Genomic DNA, 16,843 nt, shown 5'->3' with positions numbered 1-16,843 from the left:
TGACATGGAGAAGACAATTGTGAAGAAGTCAATTGCTATTGAAGCAAAGAATATAAGCAAGACTTTCAAGATTTCGGAGGATAGCCATAACACGGTGAAACACCGGTTATTTAATATTTTCAACCCTCCCAAGACCAAGTATGTACCCGCCCTGAAGAACATGTCTTTGGAGATAATGCAGGGAGAATGCATCGGGTTGCTGGGTAGAAACGGGTCTGGTAAGTCCACCTTGATTAAGCTATTGGCCGGAGTTTACCCTACAGACAGTGGATATGTGAACATCAAGGGCACCACCATGCTCATGAACCTTGGGGTAGGGATGAGCCATGAATTAACCGCCCGGGAGAATATCTACGTTTCCGGCTCTGTGCTGGGACTGAAGATTAAAGAGATAGATGCCATCTTCAATCAGATTATTGAATTCGCGGAATTAGAGGGCTTTATTGATTCTAAGATAAAGTTTTTTTCCTCGGGAATGGTGGCCAGGCTGGGCTTTTCAATTGCTGTTAATGCTGGTGCTGATATTATGTTCCTGGACGAGATTTTTGCCGTAGGTGATGTCAAATTCCAGGAGAAAGCCATCAAAGTATTTGAGAGTTCATGGATTAAAGGCAGAACCGTTATTCTGGTAAGCCATAGCATGGATGTTATCAGACAGTATTGTAACAGGGCTGTGTTTATGAAGAATGGGGAGTTGAAGTTTGTAGGGGATACAGACAAAGCGATTGAAATGTATATGGATGATAATCAATAATAAAATATTATAAACTTCATTTATAGCCTGTTTTTCTAAAATTAATGTTAATCCGTTCAAAAGCTCCCCTGCGCTTGGGTTTAGCAGGAGGTGGTACAGATGTAAGCCCGTATAGTGATACCTATGGAGGAGCCATCTTAAATGCAACCATCAATAAGTTTGCCTACGCTACTTTAGTCCCGCTTACCACACCTAAGGTCATTTTCAAGTGTTTTGATATAGATAAAAGCGCCGTTTTTGAAGAGGTGAATTACTTTGCCATTGAAAACGAAGATTTTAGGTTAATTAAAGGAATTCATAACCGAATCAAGTCTGAATTCAACATTGATACTCCTCTTTATTATCAATTAGAAACCTTTGTGGATGCCCCTCCGGGCTCTGGATTAGGTTCCTCTTCTACCTTGGTGGTTGCTATTGTAGCGGCTTTCGCTGAATGGCTGGGTCTTCCTTTAGGAGAGTATGATATAGCACATCTAGCCTATAGTATAGAGCGGGAAGACTTGGGCTTATCTGGTGGCAAGCAGGATCAATATGCCGCTACGTTTGGAGGGTTCAATTTCATGGAATTTCATGCTGACCGGGTGGTGGTAAACCCTCTCCGGATCAAGGAAGAGTACATCCATGAGCTTGAGTTTTCGCTTATCCAGTACTATACCGGCACTTCTCGTCTGTCGTCCAAAATCATTGATGCCCAGGTAAAGAACGTGCATAACAAGTCCGTCAAGTCTATTGAGGCCATGCATTCCCTTAAAGCCCTTGCCTTTAACATGAAAGAGGCGCTGCTCCGGGGCAAACTGGACGAAATAGGAGAGCTACTGCATGAAAGCTGGATTTCCAAAAAGAACATGGCCGACGAGATTTCAAACCCGGTGGTGGATGAGATCTATGAAACGGCCATTAAAAACGGAGCTATTGGAGGGAAAATATCCGGGGCCGGCGGAGGCGGATACATGATGTTCTATGTCAGAAACAGCGCGCTCTACCCACTGATCAATAAACTAAACCAATTTGGGGGCCAGGTAGAAAGAGTCAACTTCTACAACCAAGGCGCCATTACTTGGAAAACAAAATACATTTAATATGCTAAATTTTATCTCCTCGAAGATACAAGAGAGTATTGACGTGAAAACGAAGCTGCTGCAAGACCAGCAACTATTAGAAACTTTAGAGAAAGTATCTGATTTGATTTCAAGCGCTTTCAAGGCAGACAAAAAAGTGTTTTTCTGTGGCAACGGAGGTAGCGCCGCAGATGCCCAGCATTTAGCCGCTGAATTTTCCGGTAGGTTCTACATAGACCGGGCACCCTTGTTTGCCGAAGCGCTTCACGTGAATACTTCTTACTTAACGGCCGTAGCCAATGACTACTCCTATGACGAGGTTTACTCAAGACTGATTAAAGCAAAGGGCAGAAAAGGTGACGTATTAATCGGAATCTCTACTTCAGGCAACTCTAAAAATATCATCAACGCCTTTAGAGAAGCCAAAAAGAACGAGGTGCTTACAATTGCCTTAACCGGAGAGAGTGGGGGAGCCATGAGAGAGGAAGTTGATTACCTCCTGAATGTTCCCTCCAATGATACTCCCCGTATCCAGGAATCCCACATCCTTTTAGGGCACATTATCTGCGAAATAGTTGAAAAGGAGTTATTCGTAAACAAGAATGACTGATGAGGCCATTGTTTTAGCGGGTGGCTTAGGTACCCGCCTTAGGTCAGTTGTCCAGGATGTGCCTAAACCCATGGCTGAGGTAGCCGGAAGGCCTTTCCTGGACTTCATCCTGTACAACTTGAAAAAGAACAACATCAAGAAAGTTGTTTTCGCTGTCGGACATAAACACGAAGTGATTCAGGAGTATTACCGCGATAAGTCCAAAAGCTTCGGCATTGAGATAGCTTATAGCATAGAGACGGAGTTGCTGGGGACCGGCGGAGCTATTTTCCAGGCGGCGCAACAAACCCAGAACGAAAGCTTCTTTATCTTAAATGGCGACACCTTCTTTGACGTTGATTTAGCAGCTTTATCTGAATTTGCCCAGGAAAGAGCCGCAGATCTAGCCATGGCCTTGAAAGTAATGCCCCTATCAGACCGCTATGGCAGTGTGGTTTGTTCTCCGGATGGCGAAATCGTGTCTTTTAAAGAAAAGGAGTTAGGAGTTAAGCAGGACCTTCTGATTAACGGAGGGGTTTACCACCTGAAGAAGAAGGTGGTAGAAAGCTCCGCTATGCCGAAAAAATTCTCCTTTGAGACCGATTTCCTGCAGAGAGAACTGTCTAAGTTCCGGGCGTACGGGAAATCATTCGATGGCACCTTCATTGACATAGGAATCCCTGAGGATTACCAATATGCCCAAACCCTCCTGAAAGATGCTATCCAGAAATAAACTAGATACCTTATTTCTGGATAGGGACGGGGTGCTAAACCGTAAAATAGACGATGGGTATGTCACCAACCTGGAGGAGATTGAAATTCTTCCGGGTATCCCTGAATTCCTCTCTCTGGCAGAGAAAAAATTTGCCAGAATAGTGGTCATCACTAACCAGCGGTGTGTAGGGAGAGAAATCATCACAAGAGATGAACTGGAGAAAATCAACCAGAAAATAAATGAATTAACTGGTAACAGAATCGCCCACTTCTTTTACTGCCCCCATTTAGACGAGGATCATTGCCCCTGCCGAAAACCTAAAAACGGCCTCTTCTTACAGGCAACCGAAAAATACCCCATTGACTTGAAAGCTTCCTGGATGGTGGGTGACTCAGAAACAGACCTGGTTCCGGCCAAGGGGTTGGGTTTGAAAACTGTCTTTATCTCCAACAAAGAAAGCCGCTTTGCAGATGTGAGGGTAAAAGACACGCAAGAGTTACTGGCGTCCTTCAATTTGCTTGCTTAAAAGGGAAAGTAAATCTTCAGAATTTGAGTATTCTTAAATCTGCTTCTCCAAGGTCTCCTGATTGGGTGTAGGGATGAGCACAAAAGGAATAAAGAATCCCACCAGCATTGTCCCGAAGTTTTTGCCAAAGTAAACTTCAGTAATCCAGGCTGCTGCAAAGGTCAGCAGGAAGAGCAAAGCCAGCCCGTTTTGGGTCTTGAACACAAACAACAAGGGCAGAATAAGCCACCCCAAAACAAATACAATAAGGCCAATTACCCCTAGGCTAAACAGAACATCCAGGTAATTGCTATGCACGTTTTTGTCTGTTTCAATGGCTATGTAGAAGTTCTTCTCTTTGTACTTTTCAAGAAGAACGGCATCCTTGTCGCCAAGATCCACTCCTTTGATGGGCTGGGATTTGAATACCTCCAATCCGCAGGTCCAGGCAGCCAACCGGAAATTAGCTCCATTCCATTGGTCAGGAGTAACCTCCATGTTGTAATGGCTTTCTTTGCCTCGGCTATCGAATTCAAATTTCTGGTAAGTGAGTTCCCGGTACCGGTTAAAGGTAGAGGGCATCAGTTTGTAAATAACCCCAGTCCCCACCACTAAAGTGATCACTAAAGCGAATCCAATTACTATTTTTCGCTCCCGGAGAATGTAATAGAGACTGAAGCAAAGGGTAGCTAGCAGTAACAAGGCAAACATTATTCTACTTGCTAACAAATAACTGAAAGCGAATAAAAACAAAATGGCTAACGAGGTGAGTATTTTATACTTTGTTTGGTCAAAGAAGAGGGATTTTGCGAATACATAGATGGCTAGGTTAACCGCTAAAGCCACATAAATGGACTGCTGTCTGGTGATGCCCGTTAAGGCATCATTGTAAAGGAATTCGGGGCGTTGAAAGTATCCTGATGTTTGAATGCTTGTTCCCAGACAAACCAATGCTACCAGGGTGGTGATTACGGCAAAGGAAAGCAGAACCTTTTCAATAAAGCTTTTCTTTAATTGAAGTAAGCCAATACTTGCTGGGAACAGAAGAAGGGGAAGTCTGATTTTAAGATGATGGAGCCCCCGGCCAATATCCTCTGAGAGGAGTGTGCTAATGACCAGAGCAACGAAAAACAAAAGCATTCCCATGATGTAGGGTCTTTGTTTTACGATTCCCCATTTCTCTCTAAGTGTACTAAATGAAAAGCTATAAACCACCAGCAAACCCGTAACCACAGAATTGATTCCGCTTAGGTGGGCAAAATAAAGGGAAACAATAAAAAGAAGGATCAAGGCGAACAGACCTTTTTCCTTCCTGGTCATTTCTTGCAATCCGATTAGCATAATGGGGTACGGGTATAATATAAAGGATAAAGCCTTGTGGAAATAGCTTAGTGGGTGGTCATATTCTGTTGGGTTTACTACCCAATTCATTTAAGAATAAGTTCTTCTTGCAAAAGTAACCATTGAAATCACTTTTATACCTTAGTGGAACATCTCCATTTATAGATTTAAGGTTAGATCAATGTGTTTTTGGATGGATAAAGGTTTTCAAGGGTATGAACATTGCCGCCTTAGGCTTTATGGCTCCTTGTGAATCTTTAGAATATCAAATAGGGCAAGGAGAGAAGAATCTTAAAAGTACTTGGTTTACTGGAGGACTTCTAAGCATGATGTAAAGCTTTCCATTCTAAGAGTTGAAAGGTTAATGGACGCTTTTAGGCCTTTTTCCAAAAGAGATGCAGAAACAGGAAGAGTGCCAATCTTATTCATGATAAGAACAGGCTACTCCTTTAGCCTTGTTTTTCAAAAAAGGGGCATAAAAAAGGTGCGAGTCGTTGACCCGCACCCCTTTAAAAGATTGACATGATTTGCCTAGCCTTGGTTTTGATTGAAATCGCCACCATTATAGCCTCCACCGTTGTAGTCGTTGTCGGCTTGGCCGCTTCCGCCGTAACCGGCGCCAGAACCACTTACGGTTCCTTGGTCTAAGCTGGCTTGTGTGCCATCTTGGTACTGACCTCCTTTGTTACCTTTGTTTTTTTTACCTGAGCCAGTGTACCCGGCAGTTGCCTTTTTGCTTGATCTGCCCAGGAAAAAGCCATAGGCAATAAGTCCCAGTCCGGCGGCGAAGGCAACGTACTGTTTGTCTTTGTTGCGCAGCGACTGGTAGAACTTCATACCGTTATCAGCCGGATTGTTGATGATGTTAGAGATTTCCTGCGGATTCTGGATGAGGTCAGTAAGGGCTTTTGTTTCTTGATTATCTTCCATAGTTTTAAAGGTTTATGAGGTTTTAGGTACGGCTATTCCAGTTGAAAGATGCCTTCTTGCCTGTAATAAATCATTCAAAGGAGCAGGATATTCCCCGTTTAAACCATTTTCCAGAAAAAACCTCCCAGCGATAAGAATGAATCGGAAAGTGGAGTTATTTTAATGCACCAGCTCCTACAGGATTGTTGCTGGAGGCAGCTTTTCTTCTCCAAACAAGGAGTAAGGTTTAACGAATCACTAGGGCCGCAAGGGTGCTTTAGAACTTCTTTGAGGAAAACTGCTCTGAAACTGAATAAATTTATTCTCCTCAAACCTATCTACCAATGATTGATTTAACTTATTAGAAAACTGCCTGTAATTTACAGAAAGTGGCTATTGTTGCTTTACATAAGGTTAAAATACTTAGAAGTTCCTTAAAGGAAGAAGCAGAAGCGAGCATAGAATTTTAGGAGAAGCTTAGTTTTAAGAAGTACCCTTGCCTAATCTATAAAAGAAGCAGAAATCAACGGTGGGAGAACTGAATATGTTTTTGTATTATTATAGTCTTTTTAATAATCATACATGTATTTGTTTCATCGTACTTCCCTTTGGGGATTAGCCTTGGTAGTGCTGGGTGCTTTTGGTTGTCAGAAGAAGACCTCAGACCAGGAAACAACTTTGGCTGCTGACGCTCCAAATCAACCCAAGCTGTTTACCCTGCTCGCTCCTGAGAAAACCAACATCAGCTTCAACAATACCCTAACCGAAACCCCTTTCGCCAACATCATCTCGTACCAGTATTTTTATAACGGGGGAGGAGTAGCCATTGGAGACGTGAACAAAGACGGCCTGCAAGACCTTTATTTCTCGGGAAACCTGGTTCCCAATAAGTTGTACCTGAACAAAGGCCAGATGCAGTTCGAGGACGTGACTTCCGCCGCTGGGGTGGGAGGGAACCCTAACACTTGGAAAACCGGCACAACCATCGCCGATGTGAACGGAGACGGTCTGCCCGATATTTATCAGTGCTATTCTGGCAACATGCCGGGTAGTGCCCGAACAAACCAACTGTTCATCAACCAAGGCCCGGGTAAAAACGGAGTACCTACCTTCATAGACAAAGCCCGGGAAATGGGCCTCGCTGATTCGTCGTACAGTACCCACGCCGCCTTTTTTGACTACGATCGTGACCATGACCTGGACATGTTCCTGCTCAACCACAATCCCCGGCAGTTCAACAACCTGGACGATGTCACCATCCAAGAGATTCTGAAAAAGCCGGAACGCAACATGCAGGCCAAGCTGTATCAGAACAATAACGGCGTATTCAATGATGTATCTGACAAGGCCGGCCTGCATAAATCAGCGTTCTCCTACGGGCTAGGTGCCGGCGTGGCAGATATCAACCAGGATGGCTGGCCAGATCTTTATGTCTCCAACGACTATTCTGCCCCCGATTTTCTGCTGATCAACAACAAAAACGGCAACTTCACAGATCAGTCCAAGGCTAGCATTCAGCACACTTCTATTTATTCCATGGGCAACGACATCGCTGACATCAACAACGACGGTCTGCTGGATATCATCAGCCTGGACATGCTGCCCGAAGACAACAAGCGCCAGAAACTCTTATTCGGGCCTGACAACTACGAGTACTTTGACATGATCGTGCGCGCGGGTTTCAACCACCAGTACATGCGCAACATGCTGCAGGTGAATAACGGCAACGGAACCTTCAGCGAGGTGGGCCAATTGAGCGGCATTTCTAACACAGACTGGAGCTGGGCTCCTTTGTTAGCCGATTATGACAACGATGGGCTGAAAGACCTCTTCGTGAGCAACGGCTTCCTGCGCGATTTCACCAACATGGATTTCATCAAGTACCGAAGCGCCTATTTCCAGTACCTGCGCGGAAAAGTCACGCCCCAAAGTGTGATGAACCTGTTGTCTAAAATGCCGGCTTCTAACGTGAACAATTACATGTTCCAGAACACGGGCAACCTGCAGTTCAGTAACCAAAGCCAGAATTGGGGTTTTGACCAGCCCTCAAACAGCAACGGAGCCGCCTACGCAGACCTGGACAACGACGGCGACCTGGACCTGGTAGCCAACAACGTGAACCAACCCGCCTTTGTGTACCAGAACCAGTCCGATAAGCAATCAAAGCACCACTACCTGCAAGTGAAACTAGCGGGCTCGGGCAAAAACACCGATGGCTTGGGCGCCAAGATCACGCTCTACCACCAGGGCCAGCAGCAATACCAAGAGCAGATGACCTCCCGAGGGTACCAATCCACCGTTTCCCCAGTGCTGCATTTCGGGTTGGGTAGTAACCAGGCAATTGATTCTGTTCGGGTGGTCTGGACCGGCGGAAAGCAGCAGGTGTTGCGAAACGTGAAAGCAAACCAGGTGCTCACCGTGGATGAAAAGAATGCCACATCTACCTACGTAGCGCCCAGCAACGGTAAACCTTACTTCAAGGAAACCGCCGCACCGGTCACGTTTGCCCATCAGAAAACCAAGCTGAACGACTTCAAGCGTCAGCCCCTCATGATCAATCCTATGTCTTTCTCTGGGCCTTGCCTGGTGAAAGGCGATGTGAACGGCGATGGGCTGGAAGACCTTTTCGCCGGTGGAGCCGTCGGCCAGGCCGGTGCCATCTATTTACAGGCCAAAAACGGGAAATTTGCCCTAAAACAAACCCCAGCCTTCGCAGCCGATAAGAACAGCGAAGACGTGGATGCCTTGTTCTTTGATGCAAACAACGACAAAGCCCTGGACCTTTACGTGGTCAGCGGCGGGTACCACAACTTCTTGCCCGAGGATGCCGCCCTGCAAGACCGCCTGTACCTGAATGATGGCAAAGGCAATTTCACCAAAAGCCCGAATGCCCTGCCCGCAATGCTGACAAGCAAAAGCTGCGCCCGGGCTTCGGACCTCAACGGCGATGGCTTCCTGGACTTGTTTGTAGGCGGCCGTGTGATTCCGGGCCGGTACCCCGAAACTCCCAGAAGCTACTTGCTGCTCAACAACGGCAAAGGCCAGTTTACCGACAAAACCGCAGAAATAGCCCCAAAGCTCCAGAACATCGGCATGGTCACCGATGCCGCCTGGCATGACCTGAACGGCGACCGCAAACCTGAATTGATTGTTGTGGGCGAGTGGATTCCCGTTTCTGTTTTCAGCCTGAAAAACGGAAAACTCAATGAAAACACCAGCGCCTTCTTTGCCAAGAATTACAGCGGATGGTGGAATAAAATCTTCATCGGGGATTTCAACCAAGATAATCGCCCCGACCTCATCCTCGGGAACCAGGGCCTCAACACCCAGTGCAAAGCCACAGAAAAGCAACCCGCCCAAATGGTGTTCAAAGACTTCGATGACAACGGCGCGGTAGACCCCATCCTGTGCTTTTACATGCAGGGCAAAAGTTTCCCCTACGTCACCCGTGATGAGTTGCTGGACCAGGTGAGCATGATGCGCACGCGTTTCCAGGATTACAACAGCTATGCCAATGCCACACTGGAGACCATCTTTACCCCTGAGGAACTTAAGGGAGCCGGCCGATTGTCTTGCAATTATCTGCAAACTGCTTATTTTCAAGGAGGTGCGAACGGTAAGTTCAAGGAGATGAAGTTGCCGGTAGAGGCGCAATACTCGCCGGTGCTGGCGATGGCTTCCCTGGATTATAACCGTGACGGAGCCCCGGACTTGCTTTTAGGTGGAAACATCAACAAAGCCCGCCTGCGTTTCGGGAAAGCCGATGCGAATTATGGCCTTTTACTGCAAAACGATGGCAAAGGAAACTTTACCTGTGTGCCGCAGCAGAAATCGGGGTTCAAGGTGATGGGCGATGTCCGCAGTATATTGCCGCTGAAGAACACTGTTTTGTTTGGCGTGAATCAGATGCCTGTAAAGGCTTATAGTCTACAGTAATGAGAAAGTTTTTACTTGTGTTTTTGGTTTGGGTAGGCCTTTGGGGATGTACCTCTTCAAGCCAAAAGAAAAAACAGAATCTGGAATTCAGCACGGTGCAAATCAGCCAGGTCATCCACAAGATGACCGACATCATGGTGAACGATGTCACCAATCCGCCGCTGGCTTCCCGTTTTTTCTCTTATGCCACTTTAGCGGGCTATGAAGTAGTTTCGCAGAATGACAGCAGCTATCAGAGCATGCACGGCATTCTGAAGAAGTATCCGAAGGTTGCCAAACCCGAAAACCTTAAAGGCTACTCCACCCAATTAAGTGCGGTACTGGCTATGATGGAAACCGCTAAAAAGATGCAACCCTCCGGCGCCTTAATGGATTCCCTGGAAGTTCGGTTTCTGGATTCCTGTCGGCACGAAGGCTTGGCCGAGGAAGTTATCACTTCCTCTTTAACCTACGCCAAAGCTGTAAGTAAAGAGATCCTGGCCTACGCCAAAGCAGACAAATACAACCGCATCAGTAACTTCCCCAGGTACACGCCCCTAGAAGGGGAGGGGAACTGGTACCCCACGCCGCCTGCCTATTTTGCCCCGGTAGAACCGTATTTCAGCACGGTTCGGTCGTTCACCCTGGATACCTGCACGCAGTTCAAACCCGCTCCTCCTGTCGCTTTCTCCAAAGAAAAGTCGTCTGCGTTTTACAAAATGATGTTGGAGAACTATGAGGCAAGCCGGAACTTGCCCAAGGAGCATTTAGAAACAGCCTTTTTCTGGGACTGTAACCCCTTCGCCCTGCAAGACAACGGTCACCTGCAGGCTGGTTTGAAAAAGATTTCCCCAGGCGCGCATTGGTTAGGCATCACGGGCATTGCCTGTAAACAAGCCAAAACCGATTTCTCCAAAGCCATGAAGGTACATGCGCTGGTTTCTGTTGCGCTCATGGACGGGTTTATCTCCTGCTGGGACGAAAAGTTCCGGAGCAACCGCATCCGCCCGGAAACGGCCATTCGCAAGTACATTGACCCAGACTACCGCCCACTGCTCCAAACCCCGCCTTTCCCCGAGTACCTGAGCGGACACTCCACCATCTCTGCGGCATCGGCGGTAATCTTGAGTCACTACTTCGGGGATAAATTTGAATACATAGATACAGTGGAAGAGCGTTTCGGCTTGCCTGCCCGCAAATTCAACTCGTTCCAGGAAGCAGCCATTGAAGCTGGCTTGTCCCGCTTTTATGGGGGAATCCATTTCATGGATGCCATTGACAACGGGCGGAAACAAGGATTAGAAGTGGGAGAGTGGATCCTAAAGAAGGTTGAAGGTTCTCCTCAGGTAATGGCCTCGGTACCGAAGAACTAGTTAATAAATAGGGTTAAAAGAAAAGCCGCTCCTTCTATAAAAGGAGCGGCTTTTCTTTTAAGAAGCTTATGGTTTTAGTTACCAAACCAGGCGCTCCATGGAATGCGGCTCAAGATCAGGACTAAGCCCAGTCCGTAGAAAATAGCGATGGTTTTGAACCCGCGGTTAGTGCCAATCTGGCGTTTTGCTTTAGAGTACCCAATGGTGATCAGGACAACGGCCAGGACCATCATCAAAGGGTGTTCCAGGAAATACAGGCGGGAAGTGGCGTCTTTCATGGCAGCCCCGGAGGCATTGGAAATCCCGAGCGGCGAGACGAAATACAAAATCAACCCAATTACCCATTGAAGGTGCGTAGGGATCAAGCCAAGAAGGCTTAGTTTCCGGTTTCCATCAGTAAAGGTTTTCCCCCCGAATAATCCGGCCAAGGCAGAGATCAGGGAGATCGCTACGCCTAAAAGCACCAGATACGCTAAACCAGAGTGCGCGTGCTGTAGTCCTGTATACATTGTTTCTTTAATTAGTTGCAGGGGTAAATATAGACAATCTTTTGTTGCTGATTAGGCAAGGGCCAGGCATCACTTTTGCCAGAGCAGGCCTTTCCTCTTGGAAGTCACTGTTTCGTTTGATGTGTTTCGCTATCGTCTTTGTAGCAACGGAAAGTTAATTCTGAAAAGGGCTTCGTGAAATTCTACTCCTCTATTAAAGAGTCTTTCTACTTTTTTCTGATAAGTAACGACAAGCGCTTTGGCAGGAAAGTCTAATCCCCGTTTTCGACCTATTTTATTATAAACAGGCCGAAAACGGGGATTAATAGAATGGAAGCTTTACTTTCTACGAGAAATAAAAGTCCATTTTACTTACTGCGAAACCTTGCATCACCAAAAGCTGGGTTCTCACAGCTAAGTTAGCGCCAATTCACCCTCGGGAACGTCTTAACTAACCTGGGCTTTAACCTTGGGTATTCCTCCTGCCAGAACTGGTGTAAACTGGGGGCTACCTTTAACGGTTTTAAGTCTGGCGTGAGCAGGTGTAAAGTTACGGCCACGTCACCGGCATCAACGGTGGGGTTGTTTTCCCAGTCCAGTACATCTTGCAGCCTGATTTCAAGAAGGGGCGGTTGTCCGTTGCCAGGGTAGGCGAGTTCCATTTCGTGGCCGTCAGGCAGCACCAAAGTGGCGGGAGCTAGTTCCTCTAAGCGTTGCCGCTGCTCATGGTTCAGCATCCCTTGCAAAAGGGGTAGCAGGTCAATGTCGAGTAGATCCTGACCAATTTCTACATTCTCGAGGTGATAGGCCAACCACTCGTTACAGGTGAGTAGCAGGGTAGGGGTGCTGAGATCAGGGAAGCCTTCGGTGGGGTGCCACTTACGCAGACTAAGCACCCGGTTCTGGAACTGCTTGACGGGTTCAGAAAAGTTCAGCCATTGCTCGCCCTCTCGTTTGATGGCGTCGCAAATGGCAGGAAGCAGAAACCGCTCATCAGGCTCGGGTAGAGGCTTGCTTTGAAGCACGATGTTCCCGATGCGCATGTCGCGGGAAGCGGTGAGTTCGCCTTCCTCGGGGTCCCAGGTGACTACGTCTTTCTGTTTCACCAAGGGAGCGAGGTCTTTTGGGTTAAGCGGCGAGGCCAGGAAAATACGTCCTGGTCCCTCGCCCCCGGCGTGCAGGTGTGCAATGGCCAGCCATGGGTCATGCGCCAGATCATCGCGGTGACCGGCCGAGGCGTATTTACCGTTCGCCAGCTGGAACTGGGCATTGTTGCCGGGGCGAGCGTAGGCTATGCGTTCTGGATAGCAATTGGCTAGCAACAAACCAGTCTCGTAAGGGTCTACCACGGTGTTTTCGGCCTCTATTTGGAACATTCTGCGATAACTGGCAGCTATCTTGTCTATCTTAGAGAAGCGCTTTTGGTGCATCTGCTCTTTCCGGAAGCGGCGCAGGGCTTCAATCCGAAGGTTCAGGTCAATACCGGCTTCTCGGGGTAAGGGATCACGCTCTTCCAGCAGGGCGGCAATGTCAGTAGCCAGGGCGAGTTGACTTGTCTCCTGTGCTGCCAACAGCATGTGGGCCAGGCGCGGGTGCGTAGGCAGGGCATGCATCTTGCGGCCATGCGCGGTAATGCGGCCGTTTTCCAGAGCGTTGAGTTGGTGCAAGGTTTCCTGGGCGTGCAGCAGGGCGGCTTTAGGAGGTGGCGTGAGCCAGGTCAACTGCCGGATGTCTATGACGCCCCAAGCGGCCATGTCCAGCACCAAGGGGGCTAGGTCCGCTTCCTGGATCTCAGGGGTGCGGTGCGGAGCCAGGCGGGCATGCAGGGCTTCGGTCCAGAGGCGGTAACAGGTGCCGGGTCCTAAACGGCCCGCCCTTCCGGCGCGTTGGTCGGCGGCGTCCTTGGAGATGCGCACCGTTTCCAGCCGACTTAGGCCGGTGCCGGGATCAAAGCGTTGGGTTTTGGCAAAACCGGTGTCAATGACTACAGTCACCCCTTCAATGGTGAGGCTGGTCTCCGCAATTGAGGTAGCCAGCACCACTTTCCGTTTACCGTTGCGGTCTGGCATAATAGCGGCGTACTGTTTTCCCGAAGGTAACATGCCGTACAGCGGATGAATGGCAATATCGCGCAAGCCTCTCCTGAGCAGGGCCTCTACTTTTCTGATGTCCTGTTCGCCGGGGAGAAATACCAACACATCGCCTTTCTTTTCCAGCAAGGCTTTCCGGATGGCCCGGTCTGTCATTTCATGCAGCAGGTGGGCATCGGTTTCGCCGGCGTACTGCACGTCTATGGGGTATTGCCGGCCTTCGCTCTGCACGGCGGGGGCGTTGAGCAGGCGGGTGAGCTGGGGCATGTTAAGCGTGGCGCTCATAACCATAATTCGCAGATCGGGTCGCTGGGTGGCCTGAGCTTCGCGGGAGAGGGCCATGGCCACGTCGGCATGGATACTCCGCTCATGGAACTCGTCAAAAATGACCAGGCCTACGCCTTTGAGCGCGTTGTCTGAGTGGAGCATGCGGGTAAGAATGCCCTCGGTGACTACCTCTAGACGGGTCTTCTCTGAGATGCGGTTCTCAAACCGGATCCGGTAGCCTACAGTTTGGCCCACCTCTTCGCCCAGTAGCTGTGCTAACCGTTCAGCAATGGTGCGGGCCGCCAGCCTGCGTGGTTCCAGCATGATGATTTTCTGCCCCTTAAGCCAAGCCTCGTCTAAGAGGGCCAACGGCAAAAGGGTACTCTTGCCTGCTCCTGGAGGTGCGTTCACAATCAATGTGTTCTGGGCGGCAAGGTGTTCACGAACGGCAGGAATAATCTCCCGAACGGGTAAGTCTATGGTAAATGGATTGAAGGACAAGCAGTCGTAGAGTATATATATAAGAGTAAGAGCTACTTTCGGTGAAGCCCATTTACAAAGTTACAGGAATTTGAATTGGTTAGAAACCTACTTCTGGTTATCTTCGTACTTGTGATAAATCCATAAAAAATAGTATTTAACATAAATAAACCCTTTTGCTAGATCAATAAATCATTCCTAAACCTTCCCCTAACCCTTCTTAACTTCTGCTTATACAGCCAGTAGTTACCCCTGCTCCCCTACCTCAACACACCTAAGTTGCTTTTAATGAGCCCTTCTGAAAAGAAGAGGGTGTAGAAGATGCCTTGACCTTTCCCATTCCTTATATGCAAAAGTTAAATTTCGATAAGCCTAGCAGAAAAGGACGAATACTTTTTTCTACCAAGGTAAAAAAAGAAGAAAGGTATGCTTCTGATAATCAGGAGATAAAAGCGGTAGAGAGGTGATACTGGTAGATACATAGAAACTGTAGAAAAAAATAATGTTGGTGTTTCTAGAATTATTATAAAATAATTTATAAATAGCACTGAAATTATTAATAATATAAACCAATCAATATCCTAATCACTTATTAACCCTCAATTTTATTATGAAAGCAAAATTACTGAAAAGCAGCATGTTGATTGCTGCTACGGCCATGGTCTTCGGGTGTAATCCGGAAGCAGAAGAAGTAATCCAACCAGATGTCTTGGGCAGATCAGACGCAAACCCCATGATGGAAGGTTGTGAAACCATTTCCTTTAACACAAACAAAGTAATCAGGGGAGCAGATGGCTTCGTGACCGCTGTCATGAGTGATCAAGCAACGACCCCCATTCTGGTAACGGCTAACCGAAAAACCGCGGCTTTCACGTTTTCGCCTAAAAATTCGGCCAACATCTTTGATTCAGGGCAGTCTGGCCCCTTGGGCAATGAGGTAGATGATATTTTAACCCCGCACAAAGACTTTGGTGGCTGGGGAGTAGGAGACGGCGGCCGTAAAGGAAAAACCTACGCCAACGACACCGCTCTAGGCAACGTGCTGATTGTCAACCGCACAGATAGCCCAACCCCTGCCTATGACAGCAACAACGGCGGGAAATTGTACTTTGACTTTTCTGGCTACGGATCAGTAACCATGAACTCAATTACGGTACTGGATGTGGACTCTTATGAGCAAGGCGGAAAAGTAGAACTGCGTGACATCACCGGTAAAGTTTTGAAAACTGTGAACCTGGCTGTGAGCGGCAACAACGGGAAGCAGATAGTGAATTTAGGTGGTACTCCAGGCGTAGTGAAAATGGTTGTTACCTTGGGCACAAGCGGCCAATTGGTAGGTTCTGGTGCTATTGATGACATTACCTTTAACTGCGCACCAAAGCCTCCTTGTGAGACCATCACCTTTACCAGATTCAACAGAGGCCAAGACGGCTTTGTGAACTCCGTAACCAGTGATCAGGCTTCTACCCCAATTTTGGTAAGTGCCTTTAGAAGAACTGCTACCAACGTGTACAGCAAGGTAAACGCAGCTAACATCTTTAACTCTGCCCAACCTACTTCTATCGGAAACCAGGTAACCGATATTCTTACTCCTCACCAGAACTTTGGTGGCGGCGGAGTAGGTGACGGTGGTGCAGCCGGAGCTTACGTGAACAATACTCCACTAGGCAACACCCTGATCGTGAACAGAACCGCTGATGCATCCAAGGCTTATGATAATAACCTGGGTGGTAAAATTGTATTTGACTTCAAAGCCTATGGTACCGTTAGCCTGAGCTCCTTAACTATTCTGGATGTGGATGATTATGAAGCCGGAACCAAAGTGGTGCTGTATGATGCTACTTCTAAGGTGATCAAAGAAGTAATGATGAAAGTGAGTGGTAACAACGGCAAGCAGATGGTTGATTTGGGTGGAACCACCGGCGTTGCCAGAATGGAAATCATCTTAGGACCAAACGGCATCTCGCCAAACGGTACCTTCTCTGGTTCAGGAGCCATTGACAACATCATGTTCAACTGTGTGCCAAGCATGTAATCCGTTTTTCCAAACCTAAGTGGAGTAGGCTATACTTTAATTAGTTGATGCTTTAAGAGCGTTTTATTGAAACTCCTCTAAAAGCCCGTATCAAACGAAATTTAGCTGGCTTCACCGCCCAGGTAAGTATTTCAGAAACGCCGTTGTCAGAATCTCTGACAACGGCGTTTCTGTTTTCCATAAAACGGGTTTAGACCTCCGGTTACCTCTTGATTAAAATTGGATGGCTTATTTAACCAGTTATAAGAGTAATAAAGACAATTAAATGAATATAAAACAATGTAGTGACAGGTATTGTAATAGCAATAAATTAGAAGCAATAGC

13 protein-coding genes are annotated in these 16,843 nt (G+C 47.5%); 9 read left to right on the top strand and 4 right to left on the bottom strand.

What is annotated here, in order from left to right:
* Window positions 1-4 precede the first annotated feature (4 nt).
* From EFB08_RS07350 to EFB08_RS07330, 5 genes are read left to right on the top strand one after another with little or no spacing between them, the layout of a single operon-like run.
* On the top strand, window positions 5-754 hold the full coding sequence (locus EFB08_RS07350) for an ABC transporter ATP-binding protein (protein WP_123126285.1): 750 nt from the start codon (window positions 5-7) through the stop codon (window positions 752-754).
* Between the two features lie 44 nt (window positions 755-798).
* Window positions 799-1,833 (top strand): GHMP family kinase ATP-binding protein, encoded by a 1,035-nt coding sequence (locus EFB08_RS07345; protein ID WP_123126284.1) that lies wholly within the window; start codon window positions 799-801, stop codon window positions 1,831-1,833.
* Window position 1,834: 1 nt separating this feature from the next.
* On the top strand, window positions 1,835-2,422 hold the full coding sequence (locus EFB08_RS07340; protein ID WP_123126283.1) for a D-sedoheptulose-7-phosphate isomerase: 588 nt from the start codon (window positions 1,835-1,837) through the stop codon (window positions 2,420-2,422).
* Complete coding sequence (locus EFB08_RS07335; protein WP_123126282.1) at window positions 2,415-3,134, top strand: nucleotidyltransferase family protein; 720 nt, start codon at window positions 2,415-2,417, stop codon at window positions 3,132-3,134. The genes EFB08_RS07340 and EFB08_RS07335 overlap by 8 nt, the downstream gene beginning before the upstream one ends.
* Window positions 3,118-3,642, top strand: a complete 525-nt coding sequence (locus EFB08_RS07330; RefSeq protein ID WP_123126281.1) for a D-glycero-alpha-D-manno-heptose-1,7-bisphosphate 7-phosphatase — start codon at window positions 3,118-3,120, stop codon at window positions 3,640-3,642. The genes EFB08_RS07335 and EFB08_RS07330 overlap by 17 nt, the downstream gene beginning before the upstream one ends.
* Window positions 3,643-3,675: 33 nt before the next feature.
* Here EFB08_RS07330 and EFB08_RS07325 read toward each other — a convergent pair whose 3' ends face one another.
* On the bottom strand, window positions 3,676-4,761 hold the full coding sequence (locus EFB08_RS07325) for an O-antigen ligase family protein (RefSeq protein WP_227006260.1): 1,086 nt from the start codon (window positions 4,759-4,761) through the stop codon (window positions 3,676-3,678).
* Between the two features lie 323 nt (window positions 4,762-5,084).
* Between EFB08_RS07325 and EFB08_RS23320 the strand changes: the two genes are divergently transcribed.
* Complete coding sequence (locus EFB08_RS23320; protein ID WP_125077676.1) at window positions 5,085-5,297, top strand: hypothetical protein; 213 nt, start codon at window positions 5,085-5,087, stop codon at window positions 5,295-5,297.
* A gap of 196 nt (window positions 5,298-5,493) precedes the next feature.
* Here the strand turns inward: EFB08_RS23320 and EFB08_RS23685 are convergent, their stop codons facing one another.
* On the bottom strand, window positions 5,494-5,892 hold the full coding sequence (locus EFB08_RS23685) for a hypothetical protein (RefSeq protein ID WP_193553963.1): 399 nt from the start codon (window positions 5,890-5,892) through the stop codon (window positions 5,494-5,496).
* Window positions 5,893-6,453: 561 nt separating this feature from the next.
* On the opposite strand from EFB08_RS23685, the gene EFB08_RS07315 reads away from it, so the two are divergent.
* Both EFB08_RS07315 and EFB08_RS07310 read left to right on the top strand, forming a co-directional pair.
* The gene (locus EFB08_RS07315) at window positions 6,454-9,807 is read left to right on the top strand and encodes a VCBS repeat-containing protein (protein ID WP_123126279.1); all 3,354 of its coding nucleotides are present in this window, start codon (window positions 6,454-6,456) and stop codon (window positions 9,805-9,807) included.
* The gene (locus EFB08_RS07310) at window positions 9,807-11,159 is read left to right on the top strand and encodes a vanadium-dependent haloperoxidase (RefSeq protein ID WP_123126278.1); all 1,353 of its coding nucleotides are present in this window, start codon (window positions 9,807-9,809) and stop codon (window positions 11,157-11,159) included. The genes EFB08_RS07315 and EFB08_RS07310 overlap by 1 nt, the downstream gene beginning before the upstream one ends.
* Before the next feature lie 74 nt (window positions 11,160-11,233).
* Here EFB08_RS07310 and EFB08_RS07305 read toward each other — a convergent pair whose 3' ends face one another.
* Entirely contained in the window at window positions 11,234-11,668 is a 435-nt protein-coding gene (locus EFB08_RS07305; RefSeq protein ID WP_123126277.1) for a hypothetical protein, read from the bottom strand.
* A gap of 398 nt (window positions 11,669-12,066) precedes the next feature.
* Window positions 12,067-14,505, bottom strand: coding sequence for an ATP-dependent helicase HrpB (gene hrpB / locus EFB08_RS07300; protein WP_123126276.1), 2,439 nt, complete (start codon window positions 14,503-14,505; stop codon window positions 12,067-12,069).
* Between the two features lie 589 nt (window positions 14,506-15,094).
* Here hrpB and EFB08_RS07295 point away from each other — a divergent pair.
* Complete coding sequence (locus tag EFB08_RS07295; RefSeq protein ID WP_123126275.1) at window positions 15,095-16,519, top strand: hypothetical protein; 1,425 nt, start codon at window positions 15,095-15,097, stop codon at window positions 16,517-16,519.
* The last annotated feature ends 324 nt before the right edge of the window (window positions 16,520-16,843 follow it).

This window comes from Rufibacter latericius (assembly GCF_003721515.1).
Taxonomy (GTDB): domain Bacteria; phylum Bacteroidota; class Bacteroidia; order Cytophagales; family Hymenobacteraceae; genus Nibribacter; species Nibribacter latericius.
The sequence above is the reverse complement of the archived record's forward strand: the minus strand, read 5'-3'. Positions and strand labels throughout refer to the sequence as shown.

Excerpts from the sequence above, each read along its gene's own strand:
- EFB08_RS07350 (WP_123126285.1), top strand. The coding sequence starts at position 5 with ATGGAGAAGACAATTGTGAAGAAGTCAATTGCTATTGAAGCAAAGAAT.
- EFB08_RS07295 (WP_123126275.1), top strand. The coding sequence starts at position 15,095 with ATGAAAGCAAAATTACTGAAAAGCAGCATGTTGATTGCTGCTACGGCC.
- EFB08_RS07345 (WP_123126284.1), top strand. The coding sequence starts at position 799 with ATGTTAATCCGTTCAAAAGCTCCCCTGCGCTTGGGTTTAGCAGGAGGT.
- EFB08_RS07340 (WP_123126283.1), top strand. The coding sequence starts at position 1,835 with ATGCTAAATTTTATCTCCTCGAAGATACAAGAGAGTATTGACGTGAAA.
- EFB08_RS07305 (WP_123126277.1), bottom strand. The coding sequence starts at position 11,668 with ATGTATACAGGACTACAGCACGCGCACTCTGGTTTAGCGTATCTGGTG.
- EFB08_RS07315 (WP_123126279.1), top strand. The coding sequence starts at position 6,454 with ATGTATTTGTTTCATCGTACTTCCCTTTGGGGATTAGCCTTGGTAGTG.
- EFB08_RS23685 (WP_193553963.1), bottom strand. The coding sequence starts at position 5,892 with ATGGAAGATAATCAAGAAACAAAAGCCCTTACTGACCTCATCCAGAAT.
- EFB08_RS07325 (WP_227006260.1), bottom strand. The coding sequence starts at position 4,761 with ATGCTTTTGTTTTTCGTTGCTCTGGTCATTAGCACACTCCTCTCAGAG.
- EFB08_RS07310 (WP_123126278.1), top strand. The coding sequence starts at position 9,807 with ATGAGAAAGTTTTTACTTGTGTTTTTGGTTTGGGTAGGCCTTTGGGGA.
- EFB08_RS07330 (WP_123126281.1), top strand. The coding sequence starts at position 3,118 with ATGCTATCCAGAAATAAACTAGATACCTTATTTCTGGATAGGGACGGG.
- EFB08_RS07335 (WP_123126282.1), top strand. The coding sequence starts at position 2,415 with ATGACTGATGAGGCCATTGTTTTAGCGGGTGGCTTAGGTACCCGCCTT.